The following is a 15,370-nucleotide window of genomic DNA, read 5'->3' as shown; positions in this document are numbered from 1 at the left end:
GACGCCTTTCACCCGCGCCCGCTTCGCTAGAGCGCGCAGCTGTCGCTGTCCACCTGCTGGGCGGCGGTACGGCCTTCGCTGATGTCGTCGCGGATCTCGTCCGCGGTGAGCGCGTAGCCGGTGTCGGGGTCGTCCAGGGACTTGGCGAAGACCACGCCGTACACCTCGCCCCGTGGCGTCAGCAGCGGTCCGCCGGAGTTGCCCTGACGGACGGTCGCGTACAGGGAGTAGACGTCCCGGCGGACGGTGTCGCGGTGGTAGATGTCCGGGCCGTTGGCCGTGATGCGCCCGCGCACCCGGGCGGCACGGACGTCGTACGCCCCGTTCTCCGGGAAGCCGGCGACGATCGCTCCGTCGTTGCGCTCCGCGTCCGCGTCCTCGTCCGTGAACCGCAGTGCGGGCGCGTCCAGTTCCGGCACGTCCAGTACGGCGATGTCGCGCCGCCAGTCGTAGAGGACGACCGTCGCGTCGTACTTGCGGCCCTCGCCGCCTATCTGCACCGTGGGTTCGTCGACGCCGCCCACGACATGGGCGTTGGTCATGACCCGGCGGTCGGCGAAGACGAAGCCGGTGCCTTCCAGGACCTTGCCGCAGTCGGGGGCGGTGCCCATGACCTTGACGATGGAGCGCTTGGCCTTGACGGCGACCGGACTGTTCACCAGCGCCGGGTCGGGCGGCGGCGTGTCGGGGATCGTCTCGTTGGAGAACGGGCTGAAGACCTGCGGGAAGCCGTTCTTGTCGAGGACCGAGGTGAAGTTGTCGAACCAGTTGTCGGCGCCCGCCGGCAGCACTTCCTGCACGCCCGCCAGCACCGTGGACTGCCGCACCTCCTTGCCGACCGTAGGCATCGTGGTCCGGGCGAGGGCGGAGCCGAGCAGCCAGGCCACCAGGAGCATGGCGACGACGTTGACCAGGGCGCCGCCGGTGGCGTCCAGGGCGCGGGCCGGAGACCACGTGATGTAGCGGCGCAGCTTGTTGCCCAGATGGGTCGTCAGGGCCTGGCCGACCGAGGCGCACACGATGACGACGACGACCGCGACGACCGCCGCGGTGGTGCTCACCTCCGCGTCGTCCGTCAGCGCGTCCCAGATCACCGGCAGCAGGTAGACGGCGACGAGACCGCCGCCGAGGAAGCCGATCACCGACAGGATGCCGACGACGAAGCCCTGGCGGAAACCGACGATCGCGAACCAGACGGCGGCCAGCAGCAACAGGATGTCCAGCACGTTCACTGATTCAGGCCTCGTCTTGTCGTCTGCGGTACGCAGGCCACCCTGTCATGCGCGCCAGTCCAGCGGGACCTGCTTCTCCTGGTCCCAGGGCCGCTCCCAGCCCGCGAAGTGCAGCAGCCGGTCGATGATGCCGGCGGTGAAGCCCCACACGAGCGCCGATTCGACCAGGAATGCCGGGCCTCGGTGACCGCTGGGGTGAACGGTCGTCACCCTGTTGGCGGGGTCGGTGAGATCCGCCACGGGGACCTTGAAGACGCGCGCGGTCTCGGCCGGATCGACGACACCGACCGGGGTGGGCTCGCGCCACCAGGCCAGCACCGGCGTGACGACGAAGCCGCTCACCGGGATGTAGAGCTTGGGCAGGACCCCGAAGAGCTGGACGCCGGCCGGGTCGAGACCGGTCTCCTCCTCGGCCTCGCGCAGGGCGGCCCGCAGTGGACCGTCACCGCGCGGATCACCGTCCTCCGGATCGAGGGCACCGCCCGGGAAGGCGGGCTGGCCCGGATGCGAGCGCAGGGAGCCCGCCCGCTCCATGAGCAGCAGCTCGGGGCCCCGGCCGGCCCCGGGCGCGCCCTGCCCGTCGCCGCGCGTGCCGTCGCCGAAGAGGATCAGGACGGCGGACTGGCGGCCGGCGCCGTCCGCAGGCGGCAGGAAGCGGCTCAACTGGGTCGGCCGGACCGTCTCGACCGCCCGCACCACCGGGTCCAGCCAGCCGGGCAGCCCCTCCTTGCTGAGCATCGCGCCCCGAGCGTGGTCCCGCGCGGGGCCGTGCGTGTCACTCACCCGTGTCATCTCCACCCCCGTCCTGCCGACTCCAACGCCCGACGCCCCCGAGATCGTTCCGTCACCCCGCCCCCAGCGGCGGCGCCGGCTTCCCGCCCGCGTCCAGGTACGCCTGCGGGGGCTTCAGCCGCTGGCCGGGGAAGCCGCCCTTCTCGTACTTGAGCAGCTTCTTCGCCTTCTCCGGGTCCGTCTCGCCCTCGCCGTACGCCGGGCACAGCGGGGCGATGGGGCAGACGCCGCAGGCGGGCTTGCGGGCGTGGCAGATGCGGCGGCCGTGCCAGATCACGTGGTGGGAGAGGTCGGTCCAGTCGCTCTTCGGGAAGAGCGCGCCGACGGCGGCCTCGATCTTGTCCGGGTCGGTCGCCTCGGTCCACCGCCAGCGGCGCACCAGGCGCTGGAAGTGCGTGTCCACGGTGATGCCGGGGCGGCCGAAGGCGTTGCCGAGCACCACGAAGGCGGTCTTGCGGCCCACGCCGGGCAGCTTGACCAGGTCCTCGAGGCGTCCGGGGACCTCGCCGCCGAAGTCCTCCGCCAGGGCCTTGGACAGCCCTATGACCGACTTGGTCTTGGCCCGGAAGAAGCCGGTCGGGCGCAGGATCTCCTCGACCTCCTCGGGGACGGCGGCGGCCAGGTCCTCGGGGGTGGGGTACTTCGCGAAGAGCGCGGGCGTCGTCTGGTTGACCCTGAGGTCGGTGGTCTGGGCGGACAGCACCGTGGCCACGACCAGCTGGAACGGGTTCTCGAAGTCCAGCTCCGGGTGGGCGTACGGGTAGACCTCCGCCAGCTCGCGGTTGATGCGGCGGGCGCGGCGGACCAGTGCGGTGCGGGACTCGCCGCGCGGCGACGTCGGGGCGACGGTCTTCGCGGGGGCGACGCCCTTGACGGCTGCGGCGGCCTTCTTCGGGGCTACGGCGGGCTTCTTGGCGGGCGCCTGACGCTTGACGGGCGCGGCCTTCTTGGCGGCGGCCTTCCTGGCGGACGTCTTCTCGCCGGCGTTCTTCTCGCCGCCGTTCTTCTCTGCGGCGGTGGTCTCCTTCGCCGCGGCCTTCTTGCCCGCGGCCGCCGTCTTGCCCGTGGCCGCCTTCTTGCTCGCGGCGGTCTCCTTGCTCGCGGAGGACTTCTTCACGGCACCCTTCTCCGCAGTCACCCTCTTGGCAGGCACTGCCTTCTTCGTCGCTTTCGCCGTCTTCCTACCGCCATCGGGGCCCTGTTCGCCCACAGCGGAATCGCGCCGTGTGCTCACCCGCCCAGCCCCCTGGGCCTGTGCTCTCACCGGCGATTTGGACACCCGGCCAGCCTACGGCCCGGCACCGACATCCGCCCCGGACCTCGAAGATCGGCGCCCAATTGGACCCCTGCCGCGTACCCCGGTACATCGGTGCGGCATCCTTGTGACAGATCACACTGTTTGGACTGTCCGGCAAAATGGGCACCACGGACCCCTGGTACACCGGGGGAACAAGATCCTCTGAGCCGGTCGACAAGGAGAGAACTCGTGGACGACGTTCTGCGGCGCAACCCGCTCTTCGCGGCGCTCGACGACGAGCAATCCGCGGAGCTCCGCGCCTCCATGAGTGAGGTGACCCTCGCCCGCGGCGACACCCTGTTCCACGAGGGGGACCCCGGAGACCGCCTCTACGTGGTCACGGAAGGCAAGGTCAAGCTCCACCGCACGTCCCCCGACGGGCGCGAGAACATGCTGGCCGTCGTCGGCCCCAGCGAGCTGATCGGTGAGCTGTCGCTCTTCGACCCGGGCCCGCGCACGGCGACCGGCACCGCGCTGACCGAGGTCAAGCTGCTCGCCCTCGGCCACGGCGACCTCCAGCCCTGGCTGAACGTCCGCCCCGAGGTGGCCACCGCGCTGCTGCGGGCCGTCGCGCGCCGCCTGCGCAAGACCAACGACGCCATGTCCGACCTGGTGTTCTCGGACGTTCCCGGCCGCGTGGCCCGTGCCCTGCTGGACCTCTCCCGCCGCTTCGGCGTGCAGTCCGAGGAGGGCATCCACGTGGTGCACGACCTGACGCAGGAGGAGCTGGCCCAGCTGGTCGGCGCGTCCCGCGAGACGGTCAACAAGGCGCTGGCGGACTTCGCCCAGCGCGGCTGGCTCCGCCTGGAGGCCCGCGCGGTGATCCTGCTGGACGTGGAGCGGCTGGCCAAGCGCTCCCGCTGAGCCCCGGCGGGCCCCCTCCGAGGCCCGGGGCGCTACTCGGGCAGCCGGACGATCCCGTGCTCGCCCAGGTACTCCAGCTGCGCCCGCACCGACAGCTCCGCCGCCGGCCACAGCGAACGGTCGACGTCCGCGTACACGTGGGCGACGACCTCGCCCGGCGTGCGGTGGCCGTCCTCCACCGCCGTCTCGACCTGGGCGAGGCGGTGGGCGCGATGGGCCAGGTAGTACTCCACGACGCCCTGGGCGTCCTCCAGGACGGGCCCGTGCCCCGGAAGCACCGTGTGCACCCCGTCGTCGGCCGTGAGCGACCTGAGCCTGCGCAGCGAGTCCAGGTAGTCGCCGAGACGGCCGTCGGGATGGGCCACCACCGTCGTACCGCGGCCCAGGATCGTGTCGCCCGTCAGCACGGCCCCGTCGGCCGGCAGATGGAAGCACAGCGAGTCGGCCGTGTGCCCCGGGGTCGGTACGACCCTCAGCTCCAGGCCGCCGACCGTGATCACGTCCCCGGCGGCCAGCCCCTCGTCGCCCAGCCGCAGCGCCGGGTCCAGGGCCCGGACGTTCGTGCGCGTCAGTCCGGCGAAGCGCGCGGCGCCCTCCGCGTGGTCCGGGTGACCGTGCGTCAGGAGCGTCAGCGCGATCCGCTTGCCGGCCCGCTCGGCCGTGTCGACGACATGCCGCAGGTGGGTGTCGTCGAGCGGGCCCGGGTCGACGACGACGGCCAGGTCGGAGTCGGGTTCGGCGAGGATCCAGGTGTTCGTGCCGTCCAGGGTCATCGCCGAGGCGTTGGGCGCGAGGACGTTCACCGCGCGCGCGGTGGCCGGTCCCGACAGGACGCCGCCGCGCGGCTGTCCGGGCAGTGCTGCTGCGTCCGTCATGCGGGGGCTCCCCCGGTCGGGTCCGAAGGCGTCGCCGGCGGCGTCGCCTTCGTGTGTGCGGTCGTGCTCGGGACGTGCTTCGTGAACTCGTCGTGCCCCGGCCAGGAGAGGACGACCTCGTCGCCGGAGAGCCGGGCACGGGCCAGCACGGGCGTCATGTCGCGGCCGGAGGCCGACGCCAGCGCCTCGGCCGCCGTACGGCACCCCGCGAGGCCGCGCAGGGTGGCGACGGTGGGCGGCATCATCAGCAGCTCGCCCCTGTCGTACCCGGCGGTCGCGTCCGCCGGAGTGATCCACACCGTGCGGTCGGCCTCCGTGGAGGCGTTGCGGGTGCGCTGTCCCTCGGGGAGCGCGGCCACGAAGAACCAGGTGTCGTAGCGCCGGGACTCGAACTCCGGGGTGATCCAGCGTGCCCAGGCGCCCAGCAGGTCGGAGCGCAGGACGAGGCCCCTGCGGTCCAGGAACTCCGCGAAGGACAGCTCGCGGTCGACCAGGGCGGCCCGGTCGGCCTCCCAGTCGGCGCCCGTCGTGTCGCCCACCACCGAGTCGCCGGTCGGCCCGGCGAGCAGGACGCCGGCCTCCTCGTACGTCTCCCGTACGGCCGCGCAGACGATCGCCTGGGCGCCCGCCTCGTCGACGCCCAGCCGCTGCGCCCACCACGCGCGCGTGGGGCCCGCCCAGCCGATGGCGCGGTCGTCGTCGCGCGGGTCGACCCCGCCGCCCGGATAGGCGTACGCGCCGCCGGCGAACGCCATGGAGGTGCGGCGGCGCAGCATGTGGACGGCGGGCCCGGAACCGGTGGTACCGGTGTCCCTGAGGAGCATGACGGTGGCCGCGCGTTTCGGGGTGACCGGGGTGAGGGTGCCGGCCGCCAGCGCGCGGATGCGGTCCGGCCACTCCGGTGGGTACCACTGACCATTCGCCTGCCCATTCGCCATGGCCGGAGGCTATCCGGTGACGGGCGGATGTTCGAGTGGCCCCCGGGACCCGGCGGGCGTCAGGCGGGCAGGCCGGTCAGCCACTCGGTGAGCAGCCGGTTCGTCTCCTCGGGGCGCTCCTGCTGGAGCCAGTGGCCGCAGCCGTCGAGGACGTGGGAGGCGCTCAGGCCGGGCAGGGTGACCGGATACGCCTCGATGGCCTTGGACAGCCAGGTGGTGGAGGCGTCCAGGCCGCCGCCGAGGAACAGGGACGGCTGGGTGACCGGGGCCCCCGCGTGGGCGGCCAGGTCGGCCCAGTCGCGGTCCATGTTGCGGTAGCGGTTGAGGGCACCGGTCAGGCCGGTGCGCTCGAACTCCCCGGCGTAGACGTCCAGGTCCTCCTCGGTCAGCCAGGAGGGCAGCCGCCCGGCGGCCGGGAACCGGTCGCGCATCCTGCCGCCGGGGGCGACGAAGTGCGGGTCGGGGGCGTCCGGGCCGGGCATGGTGTCGGCGGACAGGGCGGCGTAGAGGCCGGCGAGCCAGCCGCGTACGTCGGGCTCGATCTCCGCTTCGGCGCGGCCGGGTTCCTGGAAGTAGGAGACGTAGAACTCCTGCCCGGCGAACGGCCCGGCGGGGTCGCCCATGCCGGCGAAGACCTCGCTGGGCCTCGGGCCGCCCGGCGGCGTGTACGGCACGCTCAGCAGACCCACCGCGCGGAAGACGTCCGGCCGCAGCAGCGCGGAGTGGGCGGCGATGTTCGCGCCCCAGTCGTGGCCGACGACCACGGCGGAGCGCTCTCCGAGGGCCTCCACCACGGCGACGTTGTCGGCCACCAGGTCGAGCATCCGGTACGCCTCGACGGCCTCGGGCCGCGAGGAGCGCCCGTAGCCGCGCACGTCGACGGCGACGGCGCGGAACCCGGCGGCGGCCAGCGCGGGCAGCTGGTGGCGCCAGGAGTACCAGGACTCGGGGAAGCCGTGCACGAGCAGGACCAGCGGCCCGCTGCCCTGCTCCACCAGGTGGATCCGGCCGGCGGGCGAGGGCACCAGCCGGTGCACGGGCCGGCCGGCCGATGGGCGGACGGTTCCGCGGCCGGGGCGGTGGCCGCCCCGCTGGTCGGCCTGCGGGTCGGTCTTGGGCGGCTGCGGCACGGGCCCTCCTGGCGCATACGGTCCATACGGTCGGTACGGCCCCGCAGCGGGCCGGGACGGCCGGCCGGGGGCCGGCTCCCGCGACGTACGGGGCACCGGCACCGATCCTGCGGGGCCCGGACCGCCAGGGGCGAGGTTTGTTGCCGGTCCGGCAACGCACCCGGCCGGCGGCGCACCCGGCGCCGTTACGGCTGGACGAGCTCCATTACGGCTGGACGAGCTCCACCTGGATCTCCACCTCGACCGGCGCGTCCAGCGGGAGGACCGCCACGCCGACCGCGCTGCGGGCGTGCACGCCCTTGTCGCCGAGGACCTCGCCGAGGAGCTCGCTGGCGCCGTTGACCACGCCGGGCTGGCCGGTGAAGTCGGTCGCGGACGCGACGAAGCCGACGACCTTGACGACCCGCGCCACGCGGTCCAGGTCGCCGGCGACGGACTTGACGGCGGCCAGGGCGTTCAGCGCGCAGGTGCGGGCCAGCTCCTTGGCCTCGTCGGCCGTGACCTCGGCGCCGACCTTTCCGGTGACCGGAAGCTTGCCGTCCAGCATCGGCAGCTGGCCGGACGTGTAGACGTACGGACCGGACCGCACGGCCGGCTGGTAGGCGGCCAGCGGCGGGACGACCTCGGGCAGCGTCAGGCCGAGTTCGGCGAGCTTCGCCTCCACGGCACTCATGCCTGCTTCTCCCGCTTCAGGTAGGCGACGAGCTGCTCCGGGTTGTTCGGCCCGGGCACGACCTGGACGAGCTCCCAGCCGTCCTCGCCCCAGGTGTCCAGAATCTGCTTCGTGGCATGGACGAGCAGCGGCACGGTTGCGTATTCCCACTTGGTCATGCGGCCGACTCTAGCCGTTGTCCCGGGCGCCTCGGCGGGGCGGCCGCGGCGACGTTGTCCACAGCCTCCGGCGTACTCGGCGCGCGGACTGGTTACGCTCGAATACGTGAGCAGGCTCCAGGTCGTCAGCGGCAAGGGCGGTACCGGCAAGACCACGGTGGCCGCGGCCCTCGCGCTGGCCCTGGCCACCGAGGGGAAGCGCGCGCTTCTCGTCGAGGTCGAGGGCCGCCAGGGCATCGCGCAGCTCTTCGAAACGGAGGCGCTGCCTTATGAGGAGCGGAAGATCGCCGTCGCTCCAGGGGGCGGGGAGGTGTACGCCCTCGCCATCGACGCCGAACTGGCCCTTCTGGACTACCTCCAGATGTTCTACAAGCTGGGCAGCGCCGGACGGGCCCTGAAGAAGCTCGGCGCCATCGACTTCGCGACCACCGTCGCGCCGGGGGTCAGGGACGTCCTGCTGACCGGCAAGGCGTGCGAGGCGGTCCGGCGCAAGGACAAACGGGGACGGTTCGTCTACGACTACGTCGTGATGGACGCCCCGCCGACCGGCCGCATCACCCGCTTCCTCAACGTGAACGACGAGGTGGCCGGCCTCGCGAAGGTCGGCCCCATACACAATCAGGCGCAGGCCGTGATGCGGGTGCTGAAGTCACGGGAGACGGCCGTGCACCTGGTGACGCTGCTGGAGGAGATGCCGGTCCAGGAGACCGTGGACGGCATCGCCGAGCTGCGCACGGCGCGGCTCCCGGTGGGCCGGGTCGTCGTCAACATGGTCCGCCCCCAGGTCCTGGACGCCACGGACCTGGAGCTCGTACGGGAGACACCGCGTACGGCGCTGGCCCGGTCGCTGTCCGGGGCCGGGCTCGGCGGGGCCCGGCGGGGCGGGCACGCCGAGCGGCTGGTGGACCCGCTCCTCGCACAGGCCGGGGAGTACGCCGAGCGGCACGCACTGGAGCAGGACCAGCGGGCGGTCCTCGGCGAGGTGGGCCTGCCGGCGCACGAACTGCCGCTCCTCGCGGAGGGCATGGACCTGGCGGGCCTGTACGAACTGGCCACCGAGCTGCGGAAGCAGGGGATCGCATGAGTCCGGACGAGCGGGCCCGCCAGCGGGAGGGAGCGCGGCGCCTGGCGGCCGCGCGCGTCCTCGACGTCGACCCCCTGCTGGAGGACCCGGCGACCCGCATCGTGGTGTGCTGCGGTTCGGGCGGGGTCGGCAAGACGACCACGGCGGCGGCCCTGGGCCTGCGTGCGGCCGAGCGCGGCCGCAAGGTGGTCGTCCTCACCATCGACCCGGCCCGGCGCCTCGCGCAGTCCATGGGCATCGACTCGCTCGACAACACTCCGCGCCGGGTGAAGGGCGTCGACGACGCGGCGGGCGGTGAGCTGCACGCCATGATGCTCGACATGAAGCGGACGTTCGACGAGATCGTCGAGTCCCACGCGGACCCGGAGCGGGCGGCGGCCATCCTGGGCAACCCCTTCTACCAGTCGCTCTCGGCGGGCTTCGCGGGCACGCAGGAGTACATGGCGATGGAGAAGCTGGGGCAGCTGCGGGCGAGGGACGAGTGGGACCTCATCGTCGTCGACACGCCGCCGTCCCGCTCGGCGCTGGACTTCCTGGACGCGCCCAAGCGCCTCGGTTCCTTCCTGGACGGCAAGCTGATCCGCGTCCTGCTGGCCCCGGCGAAGGTCGGCGGCCGGGCGGGCATGAAGTTCCTGAACGTCGGCATGTCGATGATGACCGGCGTCCTGGGCAAGGTGCTGGGCGGGCAGTTCCTCAAGGACGTGCAGACCTTCGTGGCCGCGATGGACTCGATGTTCGGGGGCTTCCGTACCCGCGCGGACGCGACGTACAAGCTGCTCCAGGCGCCCGGGACCGCGTTCCTGGTGGTCGCGGCCCCTGAGCGGGACGCCCTGCGCGAGGCCGCGTACTTCGTGCAGCGGCTGGCGGCCGAGGACATGCCGCTCGCCGGTCTGGTGCTCAACCGGGTCCACGGCAGCGGCGCCGACGGGCTCTCGGCCGAGCGGGCACTCGCCGCCGCGGAAAATCTTGAGGATCCCCGCATTGTGGATCAGGACGGCGGGAAAGCTGGAGTTCGTACCGACCCCGGCAACTCTCCCGATCCACACGGCAGTTCAGGATCAGCCGACTCCGGTCCCGACGGCTCGGCCCCCGGCACCTCTCCCGAGGCTCCCGAACCGGCGGCCGACGGCGCAGCGGCCCCGGAAGCGGCCGAGACGGCGGAGCGGTCCGTCGACGCGCTCACCGCCGGACTGCTGCGGCTGCACGCGGAACGCATGCACCTGCTCGCCCGGGAGCAGCGCACGCGTGACCGCTTCACCGCACGTCATCCCGAGGTGGCGGTCACCGAGGTGGCCGCGCTGCCCGGCGACGTGCACGACCTCGCGGGGCTGCGGGACATCGGGGAACGCCTGGCGACCGGCCGGCCCGAGCTGCCCGAGCCGGGCGCCTGATCGGACCCGCTTCACGCGGGCGGGCCCGGCCTCACGGAGCCCGGTCCACCCCTCCGTGCCCTTGCCCTGCACTTGTCTCTGCCCTTGGGGAGCCCTTCGGGGCCTCTGCGGCCCTTGGGGACTCAGCCCACGGCCGCGTAGTTCTCGTACACCTCGTCGTCCTCGAGGGGCATGATGCCGACCCCTCGTTCGTACTCCGTCCGCGCCGTCTCGAGGAGCCGGCGCCAGGAGGTCACGGTGGGCCGCCTGCGCAGCAGCGCACGGCGCTCCCGCTCCGTCATGCCTCCCCACACGCCGAACTCGACGCGGTTGTCGAGCGCGTCGGCCAGGCACTCGGTCCGCACCGGGCATCCGGTGCACACCGCCTTGGCCCTGTTCTGCGCTGCTCCCTGAACGAACAGTTCGTCCGGATCGGTAGTGCGGCAGGCGGCCTGCGCACTCCAGTCGGTTACCCAGCCCATACCGGCGCCGTCCTCTCCCGAATCGAGGCTCCCCCACGGCGGCAGCGGCATATTCACCGCCGCCAGTTGAGGACGTTACGGAAGGTGGGCACAGCGCAACACCCCCTTCGGGCCCAATCTTGAATGGCCCGAACGGACTATGGGTAAGCGGCAGATCACCCGGGGGAGTGAGCTGGCGACATGCGCGACCATCCCGACATACAGGTCATCTCTGTTGCGCCACAACGGACACCGATTGACACACAAGGCGGATTCGGACACGCACCCCACACGCCGTGGCACGCGCCGGCACACACCAACACGCCCCCGGCGGGGGCCCCTCGGGAAAAAAGTCGAGCGGGTCCGGAACGATTCGGGGTCGCCGGACGTATTGATACGTGGCCTCACTGCTGTGACAGTTGAGTGCAGCTTAGGCCAAGGCATATACGCGTGTCCGGCGAATGAGAACGTAGGCTGCCTCCATGCCAAAGAAGCGCTCGGGCGGTGGTCTGTCGCCAACGCAGCAGGCCGCCAAGTTCCTCGGTGTCAGTGTGCTCGCGGGAGCAGTGCTGGCCGGCATCGCGTTGCCCGCAGTGGGCGCGCTGGGGCTGGCCGCCAAGGGGTCGGTGGAGGGCTTCGACGCCCTCCCGACCAACCTGAAGACTCCCCCGCTGAGCCAGCGCACCACCATCCTCGACGCCGAGGGCGGCACCATCGCCACGGTCTACTCGCGCGACCGGACGGTGGTCGACCTCAAGAACATCTCGCCGTACATGCAGAAGGCGATCGTCGCGATCGAGGACTCGCGCTTCTACGAGCACGGCGCGATCGACCTCAAGGGCGTCCTGCGCGCCGTCAACAAGAACGCGCGCAGCGGCGGGGTCTCCGAGGGTGCCTCCACGCTCACGCAGCAGTACGTCAAGAACGTCTTCGTCGAGGAGGCGGGCGACGACGCGACGAAGGTCGCCCAGGCCACCCAGCAGACCATCGGCCGCAAGATCCAGGAGCTGAAGCTCGCGATCCAGGTCGAGGAGGAGCTGGGCAAGAAGAAGATCCTCGAGAACTACCTGAACATCACGTTCTTCGGCGAGCAGGCCTACGGCGTCGAGGCGGCCTCCCAGCGCTACTTCTCCAAGCACGCCAAGGACCTCAAGGTCCAGGAGGCCGCCCTCCTGGCCGGCATCGTCCAGTCGCCCAGCCGGTACGACCCGGTCAACGACGAGGCGGAGGCCACCAAGCGGCGCAACGTCGTGCTGACCCGCATGGCCCAGGTCGGCGACATCTCCGCGGCCGAGGCCGAGAAGGCGAAGAAGGCGCCGCTCGGGCTGAAGGTCAGCAAGCCCAAGAACGGCTGCATCACGGCCGTGAAGAACGCGAGCTTCTTCTGCGACTACGTGCGCGAGGTGTTCCTGAGCGACAAGGTCTTCGGCAAGACCCGCAAGGACCGGGCCAAGGTCTGGAACCAGGGCGGCCTGACCATCCGCACGACGCTCGACCCGAAGGCCCAGAAGTCGGTCCAGCAGTCGCTCAAGGACCACGTGAACCAGTCCGACTCGGTCGCCGCCGCGAGCACGCTGGTCGAGCCCGGCACCGGCAAGGTCCTCGCGATGGGCCAGTCGAAGCCGTACGGCTACGGCAAGAACGAGACCGAGATCAACTACTCGGTGGACCACGGCGTGGGCGGCTCCAACTACGGCTTCCCGACCGGTTCCACGTTCAAGCCCTTCGTCGCGGCGGCGGCGCTCGAGGAGGGGCGCCCGCCCACCCAGGAGTACTCGTCGCCGTACGAGATGCCCTACCCCGAGCCCGTGCAGACGTGCAGCGGCAAGCCCTGGCTCAACACGGCCGGCGAGAAGGTCCCCAACGAGAGCGAGTCGGAGGTCGGCCCGTACCGGCTGAAGGAGGCGATGGCCCTCTCGGTCAACACCTACTTCGTCCAGATGGTGTCCGACATCGGCCTGTGCCCGGTGATGAAGATGACGGACGCCCTGCACGTCGTGCAGGGCAGCGGCGACAAGCTGCCGGAAGTCCCCGCCATCTCCCTCGGCTCCAAGGGCGTCGCCCCGCTGACGATGGCGAGCGCGTACGCCGCCTTCGCCTCCCGGGGCATGTACTGCACGCCGATCGTGATCGAGTCGATCACCCAGAAGATCGGCGACAAGCAGAAGTCGCTCGACGTGCCGAAGTCGACGTGCTCGCGTGCGATGAGCGAGAAGACCGCCGACACGGTGAACACCCTGCTGCAGGGCGTGGTCGACTCCGGAACCGGCAAGGCGGCCGGTCTCACCGACCGTGACAACGCCGGCAAGACGGGTACGACCGACGAGCGCAAGAACGCCTGGTTCGTCGGCTACACGCCGAACCTGTCGGGCGCCGTCTGGGTGGGCAGCGCCTCGCAGCAGGTCCAGATGAAGAACATCACGATCGGCGGGCAGTACCACGATCTGGTCTTCGGTGGCGCGGTCCCGGGTCCCATCTGGAAGGACGCCATGACCGGCGCCCTGGCGGGCAAGGACTCCCCCTCGTTCAACCTCGTCGACATCCCGGACGAGGACAAGGACAAGGACAAGAAGAAGGACAAAGACAAGGACAAGGACAAGGGCCGCGACAAGGGCAAGCCCGACGACGGGAACAACGGCGACGACGACGGCTTCATCGGCGGCCTGACCGACGGCGGCACCGGTGAAGGCGGCCCGGGCGGCTTCCCCGGCGGCAACCTGATCCAGGGCGCGGGCAACGGGCCGGGCGGACGCCGCTGACCGTCTCCTTCATGAGGTGAGGGCCCTCTCCGCGATCACGGAGAGGGCCCTCATCGGCGTTACGGCGTACACCGGCACCGCCGGCGTAACGGCAGCCACCGGCGTCACCGGCGTCGCGGTGGAACCGCCGCTGCTCAGCCGGCCAGGAGCTTCTTGACCGCGGCGGCGACCCGGCCGCCCTCGGCCTGCCCGGCCACCTTCGGGTTGACGATCTTCATGACGGCGCCCATGGCCCGCGGCCCCTCGGCGCCGGCCGCCTTCGCCTCCGCCACGGCCTGCGCGACGATCGCGTTCAGCTCGTCGTCGGACAGCTGCTTGGGCAGGTAGGCGGCCAGCACCTCGCCCTCCGCCTTCTCCCGCTCGGCCTGCTCGGCGCGGCCGCCCTGGGCGAAGGCCTCGGCCGCCTCACGGCGCTTCTTCGCCTCGCGGGTGATCACCTTCTGCACCTCGTCGTCGGAGAGCTCACGCTTCTCCTTCCCCGCGACCTCCTCCTTGGTGATCGCGGCGAGCGTCAGCCGGAGCGTCGAGGAACGCAGTTCGTCGCGCTCCTTGATCGCGGAGTTGAGGTCGTCGTGCAGCTTCGACTTGAGCGTGGTCATGGACCTGATTGTCGCAGGTGCGCGAGGAACGGCGCCCGCTGATTTCCGCGCCCCCGGCGGACCCGGCCCCGGCGGACCGCCCGCCACCGCTTCTCCGCCGCTTCTGACACGATGGACGTATGCGCGCGCGATACGGAGTACCCCTGGGAATCACGGCGGTTGGCGCCGCCGGTCTGATCTACGCGGCGGGGGTCGAGCCCCGTTCCTTCCGCCTCCGGCGGGTGACGGTCCCCGTCCTCCCGTCCGGGATGCGTCCCCTGCGCGTGCTCCAGGTCTCCGACATCCACATGGTCGGCGGACAGCGCAAGAAGCAGCGCTGGCTGCGCTCGCTGGCCGGGCTGCGCCCCGACTTCGTGCTCAACACCGGCGACAACCTCTCCGACCCGGAGGGCGTCCCCGAGGTACTGGACGCCCTGGGCCCCCTGATGGAGTTCCCGGGCGCCTACGTCTTCGGGTCCAACGACTACTACGGCCCCAGGCCCCGCAACCCCGCCCGGTACCTGCTCGAGAAGGTCCAGGGCCGCCACGGCCTGAACGGCAACCCGCCCGTCGTCGGTGCCGTCCACAACCCGTGGGAGGACCTGCGCGACGGTTTCGACGCCGCGGGCTGGCAGAACCTCACGAACACCCGCGGGACGCTCAAGATCGAGGGCGTGTCGGTCGAGCTGACGGGACTGGACGACCCGCACATCAAGCGGGACCGGTACCCGGAGGTGGCCGGCGGCCCGTCCACCGCGGCCGACTTCTCGATGGGCGTCGTCCACGCCCCCTACCTGCGCGTCCTGGACGCCTACGCGGCGGACGGCTACCCCCTGATCCTGGCCGGCCACACCCACGGCGGCCAGCTGTGCATCCCCTTCTACGGCGCCCTGGTCACCAACTGCGACCTGGACACCGACCGCGTGAAGGGCCTGTCCACGCACACGTCCGAGGGCCGCACGTCCTACCTCCACGTCTCGGCCGGCTGCGGCGCCAACCGCTACACCCCGTTCCGCTTCGCCTGCCCGCCCGAGGCGACGCTGCTGACGCTGGTGGGCCGGGAGGACTGACGGCTCCCGGCCCGGGGAAGGGGGAGGCGAGGCCGAGGTAACCCACACGGCCCACTCACATAGCCCACTATGTCCGGTCTGTCTACGTT

At 71.7% G+C, this 15,370-nt stretch carries 15 protein-coding genes; 5 read left to right on the top strand and 10 right to left on the bottom strand.

What is annotated here, in order from left to right; all coding sequences use genetic code 11:
- Positions 1–26 precede the first annotated feature (26 nt).
- The 3 genes from ACIQFU_RS22750 to nth are packed head-to-tail and all read right to left on the bottom strand — an operon-like array spanning position 27 to position 3,141.
- Positions 27–1,232 (bottom strand): MarP family serine protease, encoded by a 1,206-nt coding sequence (locus ACIQFU_RS22750; protein WP_402553916.1) that lies wholly within the window; start codon positions 1,230–1,232, stop codon positions 27–29.
- A gap of 45 nt (positions 1,233–1,277) precedes the next feature.
- Positions 1,278–2,024 carry an NUDIX hydrolase gene (locus ACIQFU_RS22745; protein WP_402553914.1) on the bottom strand — a complete coding sequence of 249 codons (747 nt, stop codon included), beginning with the start codon at positions 2,022–2,024 and terminating at the stop codon, positions 1,278–1,280.
- A gap of 52 nt (positions 2,025–2,076) precedes the next feature.
- Positions 2,077–3,141, bottom strand: a complete 1,065-nt coding sequence (gene nth / locus ACIQFU_RS22740; RefSeq protein WP_402553912.1) for an endonuclease III — start codon at positions 3,139–3,141, stop codon at positions 2,077–2,079.
- Positions 3,142–3,510: 369 nt separating this feature from the next.
- Between nth and ACIQFU_RS22735 the strand changes: the two genes are divergently transcribed.
- Positions 3,511–4,185 (top strand): Crp/Fnr family transcriptional regulator, encoded by a 675-nt coding sequence (locus ACIQFU_RS22735; RefSeq protein ID WP_003975365.1) that lies wholly within the window; start codon positions 3,511–3,513, stop codon positions 4,183–4,185.
- Between the two features lie 32 nt (positions 4,186–4,217).
- Here the strand turns inward: ACIQFU_RS22735 and ACIQFU_RS22730 are convergent, their stop codons facing one another.
- The 5 genes from ACIQFU_RS22730 to ACIQFU_RS22710 all read right to left on the bottom strand — a co-directional run bounded on the left by ACIQFU_RS22730 (position 4,218) and on the right by ACIQFU_RS22710 (position 7,959).
- Positions 4,218–5,060 (bottom strand): MBL fold metallo-hydrolase, encoded by an 843-nt coding sequence (locus tag ACIQFU_RS22730; protein ID WP_402553910.1) that lies wholly within the window; start codon positions 5,058–5,060, stop codon positions 4,218–4,220.
- Entirely contained in the window at positions 5,057–5,998 is a 942-nt protein-coding gene (locus ACIQFU_RS22725) for an NUDIX hydrolase (RefSeq protein WP_402553908.1), read from the bottom strand. The genes ACIQFU_RS22730 and ACIQFU_RS22725 overlap by 4 nt, the downstream gene beginning before the upstream one ends.
- 59 nt (positions 5,999–6,057) lie before the next feature.
- Positions 6,058–7,128, bottom strand: a complete 1,071-nt coding sequence (locus tag ACIQFU_RS22720) for an alpha/beta fold hydrolase (protein WP_402553906.1) — start codon at positions 7,126–7,128, stop codon at positions 6,058–6,060.
- Between the two features lie 205 nt (positions 7,129–7,333).
- Positions 7,334–7,801 carry a RidA family protein gene (locus ACIQFU_RS22715; RefSeq protein WP_402553905.1) on the bottom strand — a complete coding sequence of 156 codons (468 nt, stop codon included), beginning with the start codon at positions 7,799–7,801 and terminating at the stop codon, positions 7,334–7,336.
- Entirely contained in the window at positions 7,798–7,959 is a 162-nt protein-coding gene (locus ACIQFU_RS22710; protein ID WP_003975360.1) for a DUF4177 domain-containing protein, read from the bottom strand. Before ACIQFU_RS22710 ends, ACIQFU_RS22715 begins: the two co-directional genes overlap by 4 nt.
- 106 nt (positions 7,960–8,065) lie before the next feature.
- On the opposite strand from ACIQFU_RS22710, the gene ACIQFU_RS22705 reads away from it, so the two are divergent.
- Complete coding sequence (locus tag ACIQFU_RS22705) at positions 8,066–9,043, top strand: ArsA-related P-loop ATPase (RefSeq protein ID WP_402553903.1); 978 nt, start codon at positions 8,066–8,068, stop codon at positions 9,041–9,043.
- Positions 9,040–10,434: an ArsA family ATPase gene (locus tag ACIQFU_RS22700; protein WP_402553901.1), complete on the top strand. Its 1,395-nt coding sequence runs from the start codon at positions 9,040–9,042 to the stop codon at positions 10,432–10,434. The genes ACIQFU_RS22705 and ACIQFU_RS22700 overlap by 4 nt, the downstream gene beginning before the upstream one ends.
- A 122-nt stretch (positions 10,435–10,556) precedes the next feature.
- Here ACIQFU_RS22700 and wblA read toward each other — a convergent pair whose 3' ends face one another.
- Positions 10,557–10,895, bottom strand: coding sequence for a transcriptional regulator WblA (gene wblA, locus ACIQFU_RS22695; protein ID WP_402553900.1), 339 nt, complete (start codon positions 10,893–10,895; stop codon positions 10,557–10,559).
- 461 nt (positions 10,896–11,356) lie between these two features.
- Here wblA and ACIQFU_RS22690 point away from each other — a divergent pair, with 461 nt between their 5' ends.
- Positions 11,357–13,633, top strand: coding sequence for a transglycosylase domain-containing protein (locus ACIQFU_RS22690; RefSeq protein WP_402553898.1), 2,277 nt, complete (start codon positions 11,357–11,359; stop codon positions 13,631–13,633).
- Between the two features lie 134 nt (positions 13,634–13,767).
- On the opposite strand, the gene ACIQFU_RS22685 is transcribed toward ACIQFU_RS22690, so the two are convergent.
- The gene (locus ACIQFU_RS22685) at positions 13,768–14,232 is read right to left on the bottom strand and encodes a GatB/YqeY domain-containing protein (RefSeq protein WP_402553896.1); all 465 of its coding nucleotides are present in this window, start codon (positions 14,230–14,232) and stop codon (positions 13,768–13,770) included.
- 119 nt (positions 14,233–14,351) lie between these two features.
- Between ACIQFU_RS22685 and ACIQFU_RS22680 the strand changes: the two genes are divergently transcribed.
- Complete coding sequence (locus ACIQFU_RS22680) at positions 14,352–15,281, top strand: metallophosphoesterase (RefSeq protein ID WP_402553894.1); 930 nt, start codon at positions 14,352–14,354, stop codon at positions 15,279–15,281.
- Positions 15,282–15,370: the final 89 nt, after the last annotated feature.

Source organism: Streptomyces sp. NPDC093065 (genome assembly GCF_044754585.1).
Classification (GTDB): domain Bacteria; phylum Actinomycetota; class Actinomycetes; order Streptomycetales; family Streptomycetaceae; genus Streptomyces.
Note: the sequence above shows the minus strand (reverse complement) of the source record. Positions and strands in the feature narration are given on the sequence as shown.